The organism is Streptomyces bambusae, from assembly GCF_020532645.1.
Lineage (GTDB): Bacteria > Actinomycetota > Actinomycetes > Streptomycetales > Streptomycetaceae > Streptomyces > Streptomyces bambusae.
Window position 1 is genome coordinate 35,202 of record NZ_JAJAUZ010000011.1, and the last position, 14,076, is coordinate 49,277.

Consider the following 14,076-nt stretch of genomic DNA (forward strand, 5'->3'; position numbering starts at 1 on the left):
GCGTCAGGCGACGAACGTGCGTGGGGGTTCGGCGCCCGTGCCGGAGCCGGTGGCGACCAGGCGGGCCGCCGTGGCCAGCCGGACCGCCGCCTCGTCGGCCACGGGCCCGCCGACGGTGAAGGGGAGGCGGACGTAGCCTTCGAAGGCGCCGTCGACGCCGAAGCGCGGCCCGGAGGGGACCCGGACGCCCACCCGCTCGCCCACCTCCGCCAGCCGCGACCCGGACAGCCCGCCCGCCCGCGCCCACAGCGTCAGCCCGCCCCGCGGCACCTCGAACTCCCAGTCCGGCAGCTCCCGGCGGACCGCCGCCACCAGTGCGTCCCGGTTCTCCCGGGCCTGCGTGCGCCGCACCTCCGCGGCCTGCTCCCAGCCACCGGTGCTCATCAGCCAGTTCACGGCGAGCTGCTCCACGACCGGCGTCCCCAGGTCCGCGTACGCGCGGGCCGCGACCAGGCTGCGGATGACGTCGGGCGCAGCCCGGACCCAGCCGATCCGCATGCCCGCCCAGAAGGCCTTGCTGGCCGAGCCGACCGTGATCACGGTGCTGCCGGCCGGGTCGAACGAGCACACCGGCCGCGGCATCTCCAGCCCGGGCTCCAGCCACAGCTCGGTCATCGTCTCGTCGACGACGAGGACGGTGCCCGCCGAGCGGGCCGCCTCGACCAGGGCCCGCCGCTGGTCCTCGTCGGCGAGCGCACCGGTCGGGTTGTGGAAGTCGGCGACGACGTACGCCAGGCGCGGGGCGGCGTCCCGCAGCACCTGCCGCCACACCGGCAGGTCCCAGCCGCCGAGCGCGTCGGCCATGGCGACCGGCACCAGCCGGGCCCCGGCGGCCCGCATCAGCTGGAGGATGTTCGCGTACGAGGGGGACTCGACGGCGATCCGCTCGCCCCGCCCGGCGAACAGGTGGCAGATGGCGTCGATCGCACCCATCGCCCCGGTGGTCACCATGATCTGCTCGGGCATCGTCGGGATGCCCTGCGCGGTGTACCGGTCGGCGAGCATCCGGCGCAGCACCTGGAGGCCGGCCGGGTAGTCGCCGTGGGTGTGCGCGTACGGCGGCAGCTCCTCCAGCGCGCCCTGCACGGCGCGGGTGAGCCACGGCTCGGGGGCGGGCAGCGCCGCGCAGCCGAGGTCGATCATGGAGCCAAGGGCCTCGGGCGGCAGCGGCTCCAGTCCGCGGGCGGGCAGCGGGTTGCCGGCGGGCACCGAGGTCCAGCTGCCGGCGCCGCGGCGGGACTCCAGGAAGCCCTCCGTGCGCAGCGCCTCGTAGGCGGCGGCGACCGTGGTGCGGCTGATCTCCAGGGCGACGGCGAGTTCCCGCTCGGCGGGCAGCCGGGCGGCGACCGGCACCCGGCCTTCGAGGACCAGCAGGCGGATCCCGTCGGCCAGCGAGCGGTACGCGGGCGGCCGGCGGGCGCCGGGCACTGCGGGCCGGGGCTGCTGTGACGTGATCAGCCGGGCGAGCTGGGCCGCACCGACGGCCGAGGTCCACTGCGCCATGATGACGGTCCACCTTCGCAAGATTGGCCTGAGTCCGACCGCCATTGGATCGCGGTGGACCCCTTCAGGGTGTCACGGGCCGGTCCACCCCCACCAGAGGGGCCCGGAGCCGCCCCGCCTCGGGCGTCCGCGCCCTGCCCCCACCCGGAGTACGCCCCGCCCGGCGCCGGGTGCATACTGCCGCCGTGACGCACGTACGCCCCCGCCACCCGTACCTCGACCACCCCGCTCCGCTCGCCTTCGCGCATCGCGGCGGGGCGGCGGACGGGCTGGAGAACACCCTGACGGCCTTCCGCCGGGCCGCCGACGCCGGCTACCGGTACTTCGAGACCGATGTGCACACCACGGTCGACGGCAAGCTGGTCGCCTTCCACGACTCCACCCTGGACCGGGTCACCGACGCCTCCGGGCGGATCGCCGAGCTGCCGTGGAGCCGGGTGCGCGAGGCCCGGGTGGCCGGCAAGGAGCCGCTGCCGCTCTTCGAGGAGCTGCTGGAGGAGTTCCCGGAGGCCCGCTGGAACGTCGACGTGAAGGCGGAGGCGGCGGTGCACCCGCTGCTCGGCCTGATCGCGCGGACCGGGGCCTGGGACCGGGTCTGCGTGGGGTCGTTCTCGGAGAGCCGGGTGGCCCGCGCCCAGCGGCTGGCCGGCCCGCGGCTGGCCACCTCGTACGGGATGCGCGGCGTGGTCGGCCTGCGGCTGCGGTCCCTGTCGATCCCGGCGGCGCTGCGGGCGGGCGCGGTCGCGGCCCAGGTGCCCGAGACGCAGGCGGGGATCCGGGTGGTGGACCGCCGGTTCGTCCGCGCGGCGCACGAGCGGGGCCTCCAGGTCCACGTGTGGACCGTGAACGAACCGCAACGTATGGAGGCTCTTCTCGACCTGGGTGTCGATGGCATCATGACCGACCGGATCGACATCTTGCGCACGGTGCTGGACCAGCGCGGAGCCTGGGCCTGACGTGCCCGGACCCGGTACGCGCCGCCCCGTGCGCGTACCTGCACGGGGCGAGGGGACACACCGGTGAGTGCGGAGAACACGGAGCCGACGGGCGCGGCAGCGGCCCCGGAGGGTGCCGCGGAAGGTCCGGCCGAGGGCTCGGCGGCCGTCGCCGAGCGGCGCCGGGAGCAGACCGGCTGGTACTTCTACGACTTCGCCTGCTCGGTCTATTCGACCAGTGTGCTGACGGTGTTCCTGGGCCCGTACCTGACGGCGATCGCCAAGCACGCCGCGGACGCCGAGGGGTTCGTCCACCCGCTGGGCGTTCCGGTGCGGGCCGGTTCCTTCTTCGCGTACACGGTGTCGGCCTCGGTGATCCTCGCGGTGCTGGTGATGCCGCTGGTGGGCGCCGTGGCGGACCGGACCGGGCGGAAGAAGCCGCTGCTGGCGGCGGCCGCGTACACGGGTGCGGCGGCGACCCTGGGCATGTTCTTCCTGGAGGGCGACCGCTACCTGCTGGGCGGCCTGCTGCTGATCGTGGCCAACGCCTCGCTGGCCGTCTCGATGGTGCTCTACAACTCGTACCTGCCGCAGATCGCGGAGCCGGACGAGCGGGACACGGTGTCCTCCCGGGGCTGGGCCTTCGGCTACGCCTCGGGCGCGTTCGTGCTGGTGCTGAACCTGGTGCTGTTCCAGGGGCACGAGGAGTTCGGGCTGTCGGAGGGCGCGGCGGTGCGGATCTGCCTGGCCTCGGCGGGCCTGTGGTGGGGCGCGTTCGCGCTCGTGCCGCTGCGGCGGCTGCGGGACCGGGCGGTGGTGCGCAGCGGGGCCGAGGCGCCGGTGGGCACCGGCTGGAAGCAGCTGGTGGCGACCCTGAAAGACATGCGGAAGCACCCGCTCACGCTGGCGTTCCTGCTCGCCTACCTCGTCTACAACGACGGCGTGCAGACGGTGATCTCGCAGGCCTCGGTGTACGGCTCGGAGGAGCTGGGGCTGGAGCAGTCGACGCTGATCACGGCGGTGCTGCTGGTGCAGGTGCTCGCGGTGGTGGGCGCGCTGGGGATGGGGCGGCTGGCGCGGACGTACGGCGCCAAGCGGACGATCCTGGGCTCGCTGGCCGCGTGGACGGTGACGCTGGGCGCGGGATACTTCCTGCCGGCCGGGGCGCCGGTGGCGTTCTTCCTGCTGGCCGCCATGATCGGGCTGGTGCTGGGCGGCAGCCAGGCGCTGTCCCGCTCGCTGTTCTCGCACCTGGTCCCGCGCGGCAAGGAGGCCGAGTACTTCTCGGCGTACGAGATCAGCGACCGCGGGGTCAGCTGGGTGGGGCCGCTTGTGTTCGGTCTCACATACCAGCTGACGGGGAGCTACCGGGACGCCATCATCTCCCTGGTCGCCTTCTTCGCACTGGGATTCGTGCTGCTCGCACGGGTGCCCGTACGGCAGGCGATCGCGGCGGCCGGAAACCCCGTTCCCGACCGGATTTAGACGTCGAACTAAAAGGCCGGTAGTGTACGCCTTTGGCCTGCCAGGCGGACCGTTACTGCGTGCTGATGAAGTGAAAACGCCGGGTGACATCTGCTGCCAGATGTGACAAACCGGGCATTGGTGGGTACAACAAGGGGCGGCACGACGGGCGACGCACGACTGGGAGCGGGAATCTATACCGCCGACCGGACGTTGACCGGATGACGACGACAGCGACACCTGTCCTGTGGGCGACAAGCCCGGGAGGCACGATTCATGAGTGAGCGAGCTCTCCGCGGTACGCGCCTCGTGGTTACCAGCTACGAGACGGACCGCGGCATCGATCTGGCCCCGCGCCAGGCGGTGGAGTACGCATGCCAGAACGGACATCGATTCGAGATGCCGTTCTCGGTTGAGGCGGAGATTCCGCCGGAGTGGGAGTGCAAGGCGTGTGGCGCCCAGGCACTCCTCGTGGACGGCGACGGCCCTGAGGAGAAGAAGGGCAAGCCCGCGCGAACGCACTGGGACATGCTCATGGAGCGGCGTACCCGCGAAGAGCTGGAAGAGGTGCTGGCCGAACGGCTGGCGGTCCTTCGTTCCGGCGCCATGAACATTGCCGTGCATCCGCGGGACAGCCGCAAGTCCGCCTGACCAGCGGGGGCGCACAGCGCAGAGAGAAGAGCCGTGGGGCTCCGCCACCTCGTGTGGCGGAGCCCCACGGCTCTTCGGCGTGCCCGAGGAAACGTGCCTGCGGGGCAGACGCGCCTGCGGGGGCCGGCCCGCTCCGGGCCGGCCCCCGCAGGCGGGGAGCCTCGGTGACGGCTCAGGGAGTCAGCGGCGGCCGGGCCGGGTCCTGGCTCCGGCTCTGGCCGGGGCTCTGGCTGGGGCCGGCGGGCCGGTCCTCGCGGATGACCTCGCCCTGGACGACCTTGCCGTCCGGGAAGTGGATGCGGGCCTGCTGGTAGGCCTGGCCGAAGCCGCCCGGGGCCGCGGCGACCACCTGGCGCTCCAGCAGCCGGCCGGCCCGCCGGGTCACCAGGGAACGGACCGGCGGCACCAGGAGCAGCAGGCCGAGGGCGTCCGAGAGCAGGCCCGGCATGATCAGCAGCAGGCCCGCCAGCATCGTCAGGCCGTTGCCCGAGCCGCCTCCCGCCGCCGGGGCGGCCGGCGGCACGCCCCCGGACTGGGCCTGCGCCTGCGCCTGCTGAAAGGTTTCGGTCAGATTCCTGAAGGCCCGGCGCCCGGCCCGCTTGATGACCACGACGCCCAGCGCGGCGGCACCGGCCAGCAGGGCGAACACGCCCAGCCCGCCGATCTGCCCGCCGACGACCGTCAGCAGCCAGATCTCCAGCACCAGCCACGCGGCGACCGCGAGCGGAAGGAAGGTACGGGCGCGCGAGCGCCGGGGGGCCGTCGGAGTGGATGCGCCGGTCGTCATGCATCCAGTGTGCCCCGACTGCCGTAAAAGCCGCCTCAGGGCCGTACGGGTTCCCGCGGCCCCCGGGAGCCCGACCGGGGGCCGCGGGCTCCGGGGGCGCCACGGAGCCGGTCAGGGGCGCCGGGCGGCCGCGCCCTTCGCCTTGTCCACGAGCTGCGAGGCCCGGGTGCCCAGGCCCCAGCCGGTGACCCGCCACAGTGCCTCGACCACGATGTCCCGGCTCATCTTGCTGTCGCCGAACTCGCGCTCGACGAAGGTGATGGGCACCTCGACCACGTGGAACCCGGCCTCCACGGACCGCCGGGCCAGGTCGACCTGGAAGCAGTAGCCCTGCGAGGCGACCGCGTCCAGGCCCAGCCCTTCCAGCGTCTCCTTGCGGAACGCGCGGAACCCGCCCGTGATGTCACGGATCGGCACGTCCAGCATCAGCCTCGAGTACGTGCTGCCGCCGCGGGAGAGGAACCGGCGGTGCCAGGGCCAGTTGACCACCCGGCCGCCGGGCACCCAGCGGGAGCCGAGCACCAGGTCGGCGCCGGCCAGCGCGGTGAGCAGCCGGGGCAGCTCCTCCGGCTGGTGCGAGCCGTCCGCGTCCATCTCGACGAGCACGCCGTAGCCGTGCTCGATGCCCCATCGGAAGCCCGCCAGGTAGGCGGCGCCCAGGCCCTCCTTGCCCTTGCGGTGCAGCACCTGGACCTGGTCGTCCTCGGCCGCGATGTCGTCGGCGATCTTGCCGGTGCCGTCCGGGCTGTTGTCGTCGGCCACGAGGATGTGGGCCTCGGGCACCGCGGCACGCACCCGGGAGACGATCGGTCCGATGTTCTCCGCCTCGTTGTAGGTCGGAATGATCACCAGGGCCGTCCCGAGCGGTCCGTACCGCCGCTCCCCGCCGTCGCTCACTGAATCCCCTTTGCACGTCCGTTCACAGAAACCCCACCTTAGCGAGCGCCGCACGGCGGGCGGCGGATCGGGGCCCGGCCTCCTTCGGGCCGGTCGGGGCCGCCCGCCGGCTGCGGACGGCCCCGACCGTTGTCTACTGGAGGCCCGGGCCCCACCCGGGTCGCACCGTCCGGCCTCCGATGGCGAAACCTTCCCCCGCCCCCGAGGCGCGGGCGCGCAGAGGTACCGGTCCGCCGGTGCCGGACGTCCTGTGGTGGACGCGGCAGAACCTACCGGCCTCCCGCGCCCCACTGTCAACACCCGCCTGACCTGCGACGTTGCCCGAAAGTTCCAGGTCAGTACGGAATCCGCCGGGAACCGCCGGGCAGCCCGTGCACGTCGATCGGCGCAACGTCGCCGGCCCCGCTCACCCCTGTGGGCGTACGTACACCTCGCGGCCCCCGACGTACGTGCCGAGGCACACGGGCAGCTCGCGGCCGGGGGTCAGGTCCGGCAGCCCGGGGGTGCCGGAGCGCGGGTCGGTGGACCAGCGGGCCACCCGGTCGTCGGGAGCCTGCACCACCAGCTCGTCCGTGCGCCAGAGCGCATAGTCGGCCGGGGCCCCGGGGACCAGCACACCGGCGTCGTCGCGGCCCAGGGCCCGCCAGCCGCCGCGGGTGTGGGCGGTGAAGGCGGCGCGCACCGAGATCCGGTGCCCGGGGGTGCGGTGGAAGGCGGCGGCCCGCACGGTCCCCCACGGGTCCAGCGGGGTCACGGGTGCGTCGGAGCCGAAGGCCAGGGGCACGCCGGCGCGCAGCATGGCCGCGTACGGGTTGAGGGTGCGGGCCCGTTCGGCGCCCAGGCGTTCGGCGTACATGCCGTCCTCGCCGCCCCAGGCCGCGTCGAAGGCGGGCTGGACGGAGGCGGTCAGGCCCAGCTCGGCGAAGGCGGCGATGCCGGCCGCGTCGAGCATCTCGGCGTGCTCGACGCGGTGCCGGGCGGCCCGGATGCGGGCGATGCCGACCTTCTCCGCGGCGGCCCGGACCCCTTCGACGACGGCGGTCAGGGCGGCGTCGCCGATGGCGTGGAAGCCGGCCTGGACCCCGGCCTCGGTGCAGGCTGCGACGTGGTCGGCGATGGCGGCGGCATCGAGGTAGGCGGTGCCGGTGTGGGCGGCGTCCCGGTAGGGGGCGTGCAGGCAGGCGGTGTGCGATCCGAGGGCGCCGTCGGCGAACAGGTCGCCGCCGGCGCCGACCGCGCCGAGCGCGACGGCCCGGGCCACGTCCTGCTCGGCCCAGTAGCCGAAGACGCGGGGGCCGGGCTCGCGGCCGGCCAGCTCCAGCAGGCCGGTGAAGTCCTCGGCGGAGGAGATGTCGGGGCCGCCGCACTCGTGCAGGGTCCCGATGCCGAGGGAGGCCGCGTGCCGCAGGGCCGCCCGCTGGGCCTCGTCGCGCTGGGCCGGGCCGACGGCACCGAGTGCGGCCCCCCGGACGGCGTGGTGGGCGTCGCGGGTGAGCGGTTCGCCGTCGCGGAAGCCGGGCAGCTCGCGGACCCCGCCGACGAGGTCGAGGAGGGCGGTGGTCACGACGGCGGAGTGCACGTCGATGCGGCTGAGGTAGAGCGGCCGGCCGGCGGCGGCCTCGTCCAGCTCGGCGCGGTGCGGGGCGCGGCGCTCGGGCCAGCGGGCGGCGTCCCAGCCGTGGCCGAGCAGCACCCGGTCGTCGGGCCGGGCGGCGGCGTACGTACGGACCAGGCCGAGGGCCTCGGGCAGGGAGCGGGCGCCGGTCAGGTCGAGGCCGGTGAGGGCCAGGCCGGTGGCGGTGGTGTGCACGTGGGCGTCGGTGAAGGCGGGGGTGACCAGGGCGCCGTCCAGGTCGACGACCTCGTCGACGCCGTCCGCGAAGGCGTCCGCGGCGCCTTCGGAGCCGACCCAGGCGACGTGTCCGCGCTCGACGACCATCGCGGTGGCGAAGGGGTCGGCGGGGCTGTGGACCTCGCCCCGGCGGAGCAGGACGGTGCGGTGGGGTGCGGCGGGGGCTCCGGCGCCTTCGGCGGAGCCCGTGGGGATCTCGGTCATGGGGACCAGTCTCGCGCCTCGCGGCGGTGCTCCCGGCACGGGGTGGCGGGAAACGCCCGGCGGCCGGATCCGGTGCTTGCGGGCGACGGCCGCGGGGCGGGGCCCGGCGGGGAGGTGGGAACGCCGGGCCGCGGCGGCGGGCGGCGGAGTGCGGGGGGCGGCCGGGACGGGGGGCGGCCGCGGGCGGGTCAGATGCGGGGCGGGCGGGCCTCGTAGGGGGTGGAGAGGACCACGGTGGTGCGGGTGGACACGCCGGCGAGGGCGCGCAGCCGGCCGAGCAGGTCCTCCAGTTCCAGCGGGGTGGCCACCCGCACCTTGAGGATGTAGTTCTCGTCGCCGGCCACGCTGTGGCAGGCCTCGATCTCGGGGACTCCGGCGAGCCGCTCGGCGATGTCGTCGGGCGCGCTCAGGTCGAAGGGCTTCACCGAGATGAACGCCGTCAGCGGCAGTCCCACGGCCTCCGGATCGACGACGGCCGCGTACCCGCGGATCACTCCGCGCTGCTCCAGCCGGCGTACTCGTTGATGGACCGCCGACGTGGACAGGCCCGTGGCCTTGCCCAGGTCCGTGTAGCTCATGCGTCCGTCCCGGACGAGGAGATCCACGATCTGCCGGTCCAGTTCCTCCATTGCGCTCATAGCCGCTCAACCTATTGCCCCGGGGGCGCTCCGGCACAGTGGCGGCGGGCCCGAATCGGCACCTGCGGCGGGCATGTGACGAAGGCCACAACCGCAAGTAGGTCCAGGCCGGAGTGTTGTGGTTACTCGTGCCGCACGGCGGGAAGTGGTTGCTGTGGCCGAGGCAGATCCTGCCGCCCGGCCCAGCCAAGGGGGAGTACATCCATGCCGAACAACAAGCGCACCGGTCGCCCGGAGCCGGAGCCCCTCGATCTCGCCGATCCCGTCGAGGAGGAGGAACCGGAGGACCTCTGGACCGCGGAGTCCTTCGAGGTCCACCACGCGACCTGCCCCGACTGCTCCCAGTCGATCGCCCTCGTCGCGGACGAGGAGTTCCTTCCCGAGCACGCGCTCTGCCTGACGCCGTGGAACCCGTTCGGGCTGACGGTCTGCCCGGGCACCGGCCGGCCGGCGTCGCCGGCACCCGGAGCGGACTCCCCCGCGGAGCGCGAGCTGGAGCCGGTGGTGCTCCTGACGCTCCCCCAGGGCCTGGACTGGCGTACGCAGCCGTTCTCGCACGTCGGCGGCCCGGGCTCGCGGCCGCGCCGTCCGGAGCGGCCCGCGCCGGTGCAGAGCCGGCACGCGCAGGCGGCCTGACCGCCCGGTCTTCCCTACCAGTAGGTGCCCTGCACCATGGCGGCGAGGCTGGCATGGTGCAGGATCAGGCCGTCCGGGTCCGCCGGTACGGCCACCTCGCCGAAGTGCGCCTGGCGGTAGGCGATCCGGAGCATCACGATCGCGTGCCGCAGGGCCGCGTAGAGGGTGTGGAACTCCATGTCGCGCGGGGTGTGCCCGGTGAGTTCGGCGTAGCGGCGTTCGACGGCGTCGCGGCGCAGGAAGTCGGGCAGTCCGGGCTGGCCGAATCCGACCGTCAGGTCCTGGAAGAAGCGATGCAGGTAGACCGTCCAGCCGAGGTCCACTTCGCGCGGGGCCAGGGCGGCCATCTCCCAGTCGAGGACGGCCACCGGTTCGAAGCCGTCGTAGACGACGTTCCCGATGCGGGCGTCGCCCCAGTTGAGGACGGCGGGTCCCTCGTCGGCGGGCCACAGCTCCTCCAGCCGTCCGAAGGCCCGCTCGATCAGCGGTGACCGGGACAGACCGGCCACCACCCAGTCGTAGTAGGCGCGTTGGGCTTCGACGTGCCGGCGCAGCGGGCTGCCGGTGCCCTCGGGGAGCAGGAACTCCGCCTCCTTGGCGGGGAACTGGTCGTGCAGCCGGGCCAGCAGACCGATGCTCTCCTCCTCCAGACCGGCCCGTTCGGCGTCGGTCGCCGCGTGCAGCCAGTTGCCCTCGTACGTGTAGGGCATGACGTCGGGCGGCACCCGGCCCTCGGCGCGGGCCATCACGAAGAACGGCGCCCCAAGCGGTTCGGGATCGATTTCCAGCCATTGCACCCGCGGGACCGGCAGGTCGGTGTACTCGGCGACCAGGCTCATCACGCGGTGCTGGCGGGGCATGTCGTACGTGGGGAACACGGTGTACGCGGCGGGGTCGGCGGCGAGCCGGAGGGCGCAGGCGCGCAGCGGGGTGCGGGGGTGCTCGATGTCGAAGAGCAGGGTCTCGCTGGACATGCCGTTGGAGGCGGGGGTGGTGATCCCGGTGACGCGGGCGCCGGGGAGCCGCCGGCCGAGCCAGGCGGTGAGGCGGCGGCCGATCTCCTCGGGCTCGCGGGTGGAGGTGCGGGGACGTGGCGCGGTTGCCATGCGGTGCTCCTGTCCGCTGCGGGCGGGGGTGGGGTGCGCGGGCCGCGGCCGGGTGGCGTTCCTGCGGCCGGCCGACGGTCCTGCGAGGGGGGCGGTCCTGCGGCGGCCCTGCGGAGGGCCTCGGATGCCGGTCCGGAGGGGCGGCCCGGGCGCCCCGGTTCAGGGTGCGACGGACCCGTAGTCGGTGAACCCGCTCGGGTCGTGGCGGCCGAAGCTGCCGTGCTCGAAGATGCCGTGGCCGATGCGGCCGTCGAGGGTGAAGCGGGCCGAGTGGTCGGTGACTCCGAAGGCGGCCATCGGGTGTGCGGCCGGGTCGGAGAGGTCGTAGGTGCGGCGGTCGGTCCAGCCGCGCCCCTGCCAGCTGCCGTGCTGCCAGTCGGTGGCGGGCGGGTAGCCGGCGCCGACGGCCAGCGGGGAGGAGGCCAGGATCTCCACGCCGAGTTCGAGGGGTTTGCGGGCCGGGTCGGTGAGGTGGATGACGGCGCTCTCGGGGTGGCGGGTGCCGGGGCGGTAGCGGATGTCGGTGTGCGGCCAGCCGAGCTGGACGTCGGGGCGGCCGCTGTCCGCCGGGAAGACCTGGAGGGCCTCGTTCAGGGTGCGGTGGCCGTCGGCGTCCTCCTGGACGACGACCATGAGGAAGCGGTCGTCGAAGCGGACGGGCACCCAGAGCCAGTGGAAGCCCTCGGGGCGCAGTTCGGCTGCGGCCCGGCCGCCGTCCTCGCCGGGGATCGGGCGCACCCCCCAGCTGCGGTCGCGGGTGCCGGTCCACTCCCCCTCGGTGAGGGTGGTCCGTTCGCCTCCGGCGGTGAGGGTGCCGGTGACGGTGCCCGCCTGGACGAACCGGCGGCCCTCCAGCATCAGGCGGTCGCCGCGCCGCTGCACGTGGTGGGGCTCCCAGACGGCGGGGAAGGCCGCGGTCCAGGTGATGTCGCAGGAGAGTCCGTCGGGGTCGGCGGGGTCCGGGTCGCAGTGCAGGTGCAGGCGGCGCAGGGGGGTGTCGACGGTGATGCGCAGCGGGCCGACGGCGAGGTTCATGCGGTCGTCGCCAAGGGCGTCGGAGGCGCGTACGGCGAGAAGTTCGCCACCGCGGCGCAGGGTGGCGTAGGCGTCGATGACGCCGGCGTTGGGGTAGACGCCGAGGCCGAGGATGAGCACGGCGCGTCCGGCGTGGTCGAACACGTGGAAGATGCACCGGTCGTAGGCGTTGCGGTCGCCGGTGGCCACGTGCTTCATCGACAACGGGGCCTGGTGGATGGGGTATTCGTCGAGGGCGATGGGGCGGTCCGCGGGCACGGCGAGCCTCCTGGGCGCAGCTGGGGCGGTTCCGGGCGGAGATGACGCTACGTCAGGAACCGCGCACACGACCAGACTTCTGTCACCCGCTGACAGAAAAGGGTGCCGGGGACCCGTCGAACGGATCCCCGACACCCTGCGGGGGTTACCTGGTCGTACGGCCCTGCGTTGGCCGTGCGTGACCATGCTGCAGACGTCAACCGGACGACGACGCCGCCCGATGCCTCCGGGCTCCGAAGAATCGGTTCAGCAGGTGCCTGCCGACCCACCGATCTACCGGGCCCTGCTGGCCCGCTGGAGTAGTGACGGCCGGACCCTGCCGGGGCGGCGGGACCCCGAGTGGACCCGCCTCACCACCTCGCCCGTGTGGCCCTCGGGCGGCCTGTATCCGCGCGATCCGACCAGGCCCGGTTCCGGCTGAGCGGTCAGCGGGACTCGGGGCCCAGCAGGTGGCGGCCGATCACCATGCGCTGGATCTGGTTGGTGCCCTCGACGATCTGCAGCACCTTGGCCTCGCGCATCAGGCGCTCGGCCGGGAAGTCCGCGGTGTAGCCGTAGCCGCCGAGGACCTGGACGGCGTCCGTGGTGACGGACATCGCGGCGTCGGTGCAGAACAGCTTCGCCATGGCCGCCTGCTTGGAGAACGGCTTGCCGGCGTCCCGCAGCCGCGCCGCCGCCAGGTACAGGGAGCGGCCCGCTTCGATCCGGGTCGCCATGTCGGCGAGCATGAAGCGCAGGCCCTGGAAGTCGCCGATGGGGCGGCCGAACTGCTTGCGCCCGGCCGCGTAGGCCAGCGCCTCGTCGAGGGCCGCCTGCGCCACACCGACGGCACAGGCCGCGATGCCGAGGCGGCCGGAGTCCAGCGCGGAGAGCGCCAGCGTGAAGCCCTGCCCCTCATCGCCGAGCCGGCGGCGGTCGGAGACCCGTACGCCGTCGAAGTGGACCTGGGCGGTGGGCGAGCCCTTCATGCCCATCTTCTTCTCCGGCAGGGCCGCGCTCAGGCCGGGCGCGTCGCCGGGCACCAGGAAGGCGGTGATCCCGCGCGGGCCCTCGGCGCCGCTGCGGGCCAGGACGGTGTAGAAGTCGGCCACGCCGCCGTGGGTGATCCACGCCTTGGTGCCGGTGAGCACCCAGTCGTCGCCGTCCCGGACGGCCTTCGTGGTCAGGGAGGCCGCGTCGGAACCGGAGGCCGGCTCGGAGAGGCAGTACGCACCCAGCAGGCCGCCGCCGAGCATGGCCGGGAGGAACTCCTCCTGCTGCTCCTTGGTGCCGAAGCCGGCCAGCCCGTGGCAGGCCAGGGAGTGCACGCTGACGCCGAGGCCGACCGTCAGCCGCGCCGCCGCCAGCTCCTCCAGCACCTGGAGGTAGACCTCGTACGGCTGGTCGCCGCCGCCGGACTCGGAGCCGTACGGCAGGCCCAGCAGCCCCGACTCGGACAGCAGGGCGAACAGCTCGCGCGGGAACCGTCCGGCCTCCTCCTGCTCCGCGGCGTGCGGCCGGATCTCCCGGTCGGCGATGTCGCGTACCAGCGCGAGGAGGTCACGGGACTCCTCGGTGGGCAGCTGTCGGTCCACCGGCTGCGGGGCGCGGTCGGTCATGGCGGCGCTCTCCTCCCTCGTTGGGCAGTGCGAAGACGCGCGCCGGGTGAGCACGCGTCTCCGTCGTCGATGCTCTCGCAACCGAATGCCGCCCTCCCGGATCACGGGAGCGGCGCGTGTTGTCGGCTGCGGCGCGCCCGAGTATGCCCGATGACGGCAGTTCCGTCACGGGTCCGATATCAGGAACCTGCCGGTCAGGGGCGTCGCAGGCGCTTTCCGGCAGCCTGCGGGGCCGGGCATTCCGGTACGAATTCCACCCCGGTCGGGCCGTGCCCCGCGGCCGGGCGGAGGGTCACATCAGGCCGGTCTGCGTGACGAACATCGCGAGCACGACGACGAGGGTCCAGCCGAGTACGTGCTCCAGCCAACGGGGGCCGTCCTCGGGGCCGCCGGTACGGGTGGCGGCTTCGTCGGCGGGCCCGGCGGACGGGTCCTTGCCGAGCCGGGAGAGGGCTGCACTGTTCGCGGTCATGGTGTCTCGCATCGGTTCGTCTGGCGGTCGGACGTCCCCC

Annotated in this window: 14 protein-coding genes; 5 read left to right on the forward strand and 9 right to left on the reverse strand. The window is 74.1% G+C overall.

What is annotated here, in order from left to right:
* Positions 1–3: 3 nt before the first annotated feature.
* Positions 4–1,503 carry an SCO1417 family PLP biosynthesis transcription factor gene (locus tag LG634_RS10435; RefSeq protein ID WP_226733417.1) on the reverse strand — a complete coding sequence of 500 codons (1,500 nt, stop codon included), beginning with the start codon at positions 1,501–1,503 and terminating at the stop codon, positions 4–6.
* A 185-nt stretch (positions 1,504–1,688) separates the two neighbouring features.
* Between LG634_RS10435 and LG634_RS10440 the strand changes: the two genes are divergently transcribed.
* The 3 genes from LG634_RS10440 (at position 1,689) to LG634_RS10450 (ending at position 4,553) form a co-directional block, all read left to right on the forward strand.
* The gene (locus LG634_RS10440; RefSeq protein WP_226733418.1) at positions 1,689–2,459 is read left to right on the forward strand and encodes a glycerophosphodiester phosphodiesterase family protein; all 771 of its coding nucleotides are present in this window, start codon (positions 1,689–1,691) and stop codon (positions 2,457–2,459) included.
* A 63-nt stretch (positions 2,460–2,522) separates the two neighbouring features.
* The gene (locus LG634_RS10445) at positions 2,523–3,923 is read left to right on the forward strand and encodes an MFS transporter (protein ID WP_226733419.1); all 1,401 of its coding nucleotides are present in this window, start codon (positions 2,523–2,525) and stop codon (positions 3,921–3,923) included.
* 255 nt (positions 3,924–4,178) lie between these two features.
* Complete coding sequence (locus LG634_RS10450) at positions 4,179–4,553, forward strand: RNA polymerase-binding protein RbpA (RefSeq protein ID WP_003959706.1); 375 nt, start codon at positions 4,179–4,181, stop codon at positions 4,551–4,553.
* 172 nt (positions 4,554–4,725) lie between these two features.
* Here the strand turns inward: LG634_RS10450 and fxsA are convergent, their stop codons facing one another.
* The 4 genes from fxsA to LG634_RS10470 all read right to left on the reverse strand — a co-directional run bounded on the left by fxsA (position 4,726) and on the right by LG634_RS10470 (position 8,922).
* The gene (gene fxsA, locus LG634_RS10455) at positions 4,726–5,340 is read right to left on the reverse strand and encodes an FxsA family membrane protein (protein WP_226733420.1); all 615 of its coding nucleotides are present in this window, start codon (positions 5,338–5,340) and stop codon (positions 4,726–4,728) included.
* 111 nt (positions 5,341–5,451) lie between these two features.
* Positions 5,452–6,237 carry a polyprenol monophosphomannose synthase gene (locus LG634_RS10460; RefSeq protein ID WP_226733421.1) on the reverse strand — a complete coding sequence of 262 codons (786 nt, stop codon included), beginning with the start codon at positions 6,235–6,237 and terminating at the stop codon, positions 5,452–5,454.
* Between the two features lie 406 nt (positions 6,238–6,643).
* A complete protein-coding gene (locus LG634_RS10465; RefSeq protein WP_226733422.1) occupies positions 6,644–8,293 on the reverse strand; it encodes an amidohydrolase in 1,650 nt (549 codons plus the stop codon).
* A gap of 188 nt (positions 8,294–8,481) precedes the next feature.
* Positions 8,482–8,922 (reverse strand): Lrp/AsnC family transcriptional regulator, encoded by a 441-nt coding sequence (locus LG634_RS10470; RefSeq protein WP_226733531.1) that lies wholly within the window; start codon positions 8,920–8,922, stop codon positions 8,482–8,484.
* Positions 8,923–9,135: 213 nt separating this feature from the next.
* Here LG634_RS10470 and LG634_RS10475 point away from each other — a divergent pair, with 213 nt between their 5' ends.
* Positions 9,136–9,567 carry a hypothetical protein gene (locus LG634_RS10475; protein ID WP_226733423.1) on the forward strand — a complete coding sequence of 144 codons (432 nt, stop codon included), beginning with the start codon at positions 9,136–9,138 and terminating at the stop codon, positions 9,565–9,567.
* A 14-nt stretch (positions 9,568–9,581) separates the two neighbouring features.
* Here LG634_RS10475 and LG634_RS10480 read toward each other — a convergent pair whose 3' ends face one another.
* A complete protein-coding gene (locus LG634_RS10480; protein WP_226733424.1) occupies positions 9,582–10,673 on the reverse strand; it encodes a phosphotransferase family protein in 1,092 nt (363 codons plus the stop codon).
* Between the two features lie 159 nt (positions 10,674–10,832).
* The gene (locus LG634_RS10485) at positions 10,833–11,966 is read right to left on the reverse strand and encodes an Rv3169 family protein (protein ID WP_226733425.1); all 1,134 of its coding nucleotides are present in this window, start codon (positions 11,964–11,966) and stop codon (positions 10,833–10,835) included.
* 253 nt (positions 11,967–12,219) lie between these two features.
* On the opposite strand from LG634_RS10485, the gene LG634_RS10490 reads away from it, so the two are divergent.
* The gene (locus LG634_RS10490) at positions 12,220–12,387 is read left to right on the forward strand and encodes a hypothetical protein (RefSeq protein WP_226733426.1); all 168 of its coding nucleotides are present in this window, start codon (positions 12,220–12,222) and stop codon (positions 12,385–12,387) included.
* Positions 12,388–12,391: 4 nt separating this feature from the next.
* On the opposite strand, the gene LG634_RS10495 is transcribed toward LG634_RS10490, so the two are convergent.
* Together LG634_RS10495 and LG634_RS10500 are read right to left on the reverse strand one after the other, a co-directional pair.
* Complete coding sequence (locus tag LG634_RS10495) at positions 12,392–13,564, reverse strand: acyl-CoA dehydrogenase family protein (RefSeq protein WP_226733427.1); 1,173 nt, start codon at positions 13,562–13,564, stop codon at positions 12,392–12,394.
* Between the two features lie 292 nt (positions 13,565–13,856).
* Positions 13,857–14,036 carry an SCO1431 family membrane protein gene (locus LG634_RS10500; RefSeq protein WP_226733428.1) on the reverse strand — a complete coding sequence of 60 codons (180 nt, stop codon included), beginning with the start codon at positions 14,034–14,036 and terminating at the stop codon, positions 13,857–13,859.
* Positions 14,037–14,076: the final 40 nt, after the last annotated feature.

Excerpts from the sequence above, each read along its gene's own strand:
- LG634_RS10435 (WP_226733417.1), bottom strand. The coding sequence starts at position 1,503 with ATGGCGCAGTGGACCTCGGCCGTCGGTGCGGCCCAGCTCGCCCGGCTG.
- LG634_RS10450 (WP_003959706.1), top strand. The coding sequence starts at position 4,179 with ATGAGTGAGCGAGCTCTCCGCGGTACGCGCCTCGTGGTTACCAGCTAC.
- fxsA (WP_226733420.1), bottom strand. The coding sequence starts at position 5,340 with ATGACGACCGGCGCATCCACTCCGACGGCCCCCCGGCGCTCGCGCGCC.
- LG634_RS10465 (WP_226733422.1), bottom strand. The coding sequence starts at position 8,293 with ATGACCGAGATCCCCACGGGCTCCGCCGAAGGCGCCGGAGCCCCCGCC.
- LG634_RS10470 (WP_226733531.1), bottom strand. The coding sequence starts at position 8,922 with ATGGAGGAACTGGACCGGCAGATCGTGGATCTCCTCGTCCGGGACGGA.
- LG634_RS10475 (WP_226733423.1), top strand. The coding sequence starts at position 9,136 with ATGCCGAACAACAAGCGCACCGGTCGCCCGGAGCCGGAGCCCCTCGAT.
- LG634_RS10480 (WP_226733424.1), bottom strand. The coding sequence starts at position 10,673 with ATGGCAACCGCGCCACGTCCCCGCACCTCCACCCGCGAGCCCGAGGAG.
- LG634_RS10495 (WP_226733427.1), bottom strand. The coding sequence starts at position 13,564 with ATGACCGACCGCGCCCCGCAGCCGGTGGACCGACAGCTGCCCACCGAG.
- LG634_RS10500 (WP_226733428.1), bottom strand. The coding sequence starts at position 14,036 with ATGACCGCGAACAGTGCAGCCCTCTCCCGGCTCGGCAAGGACCCGTCC.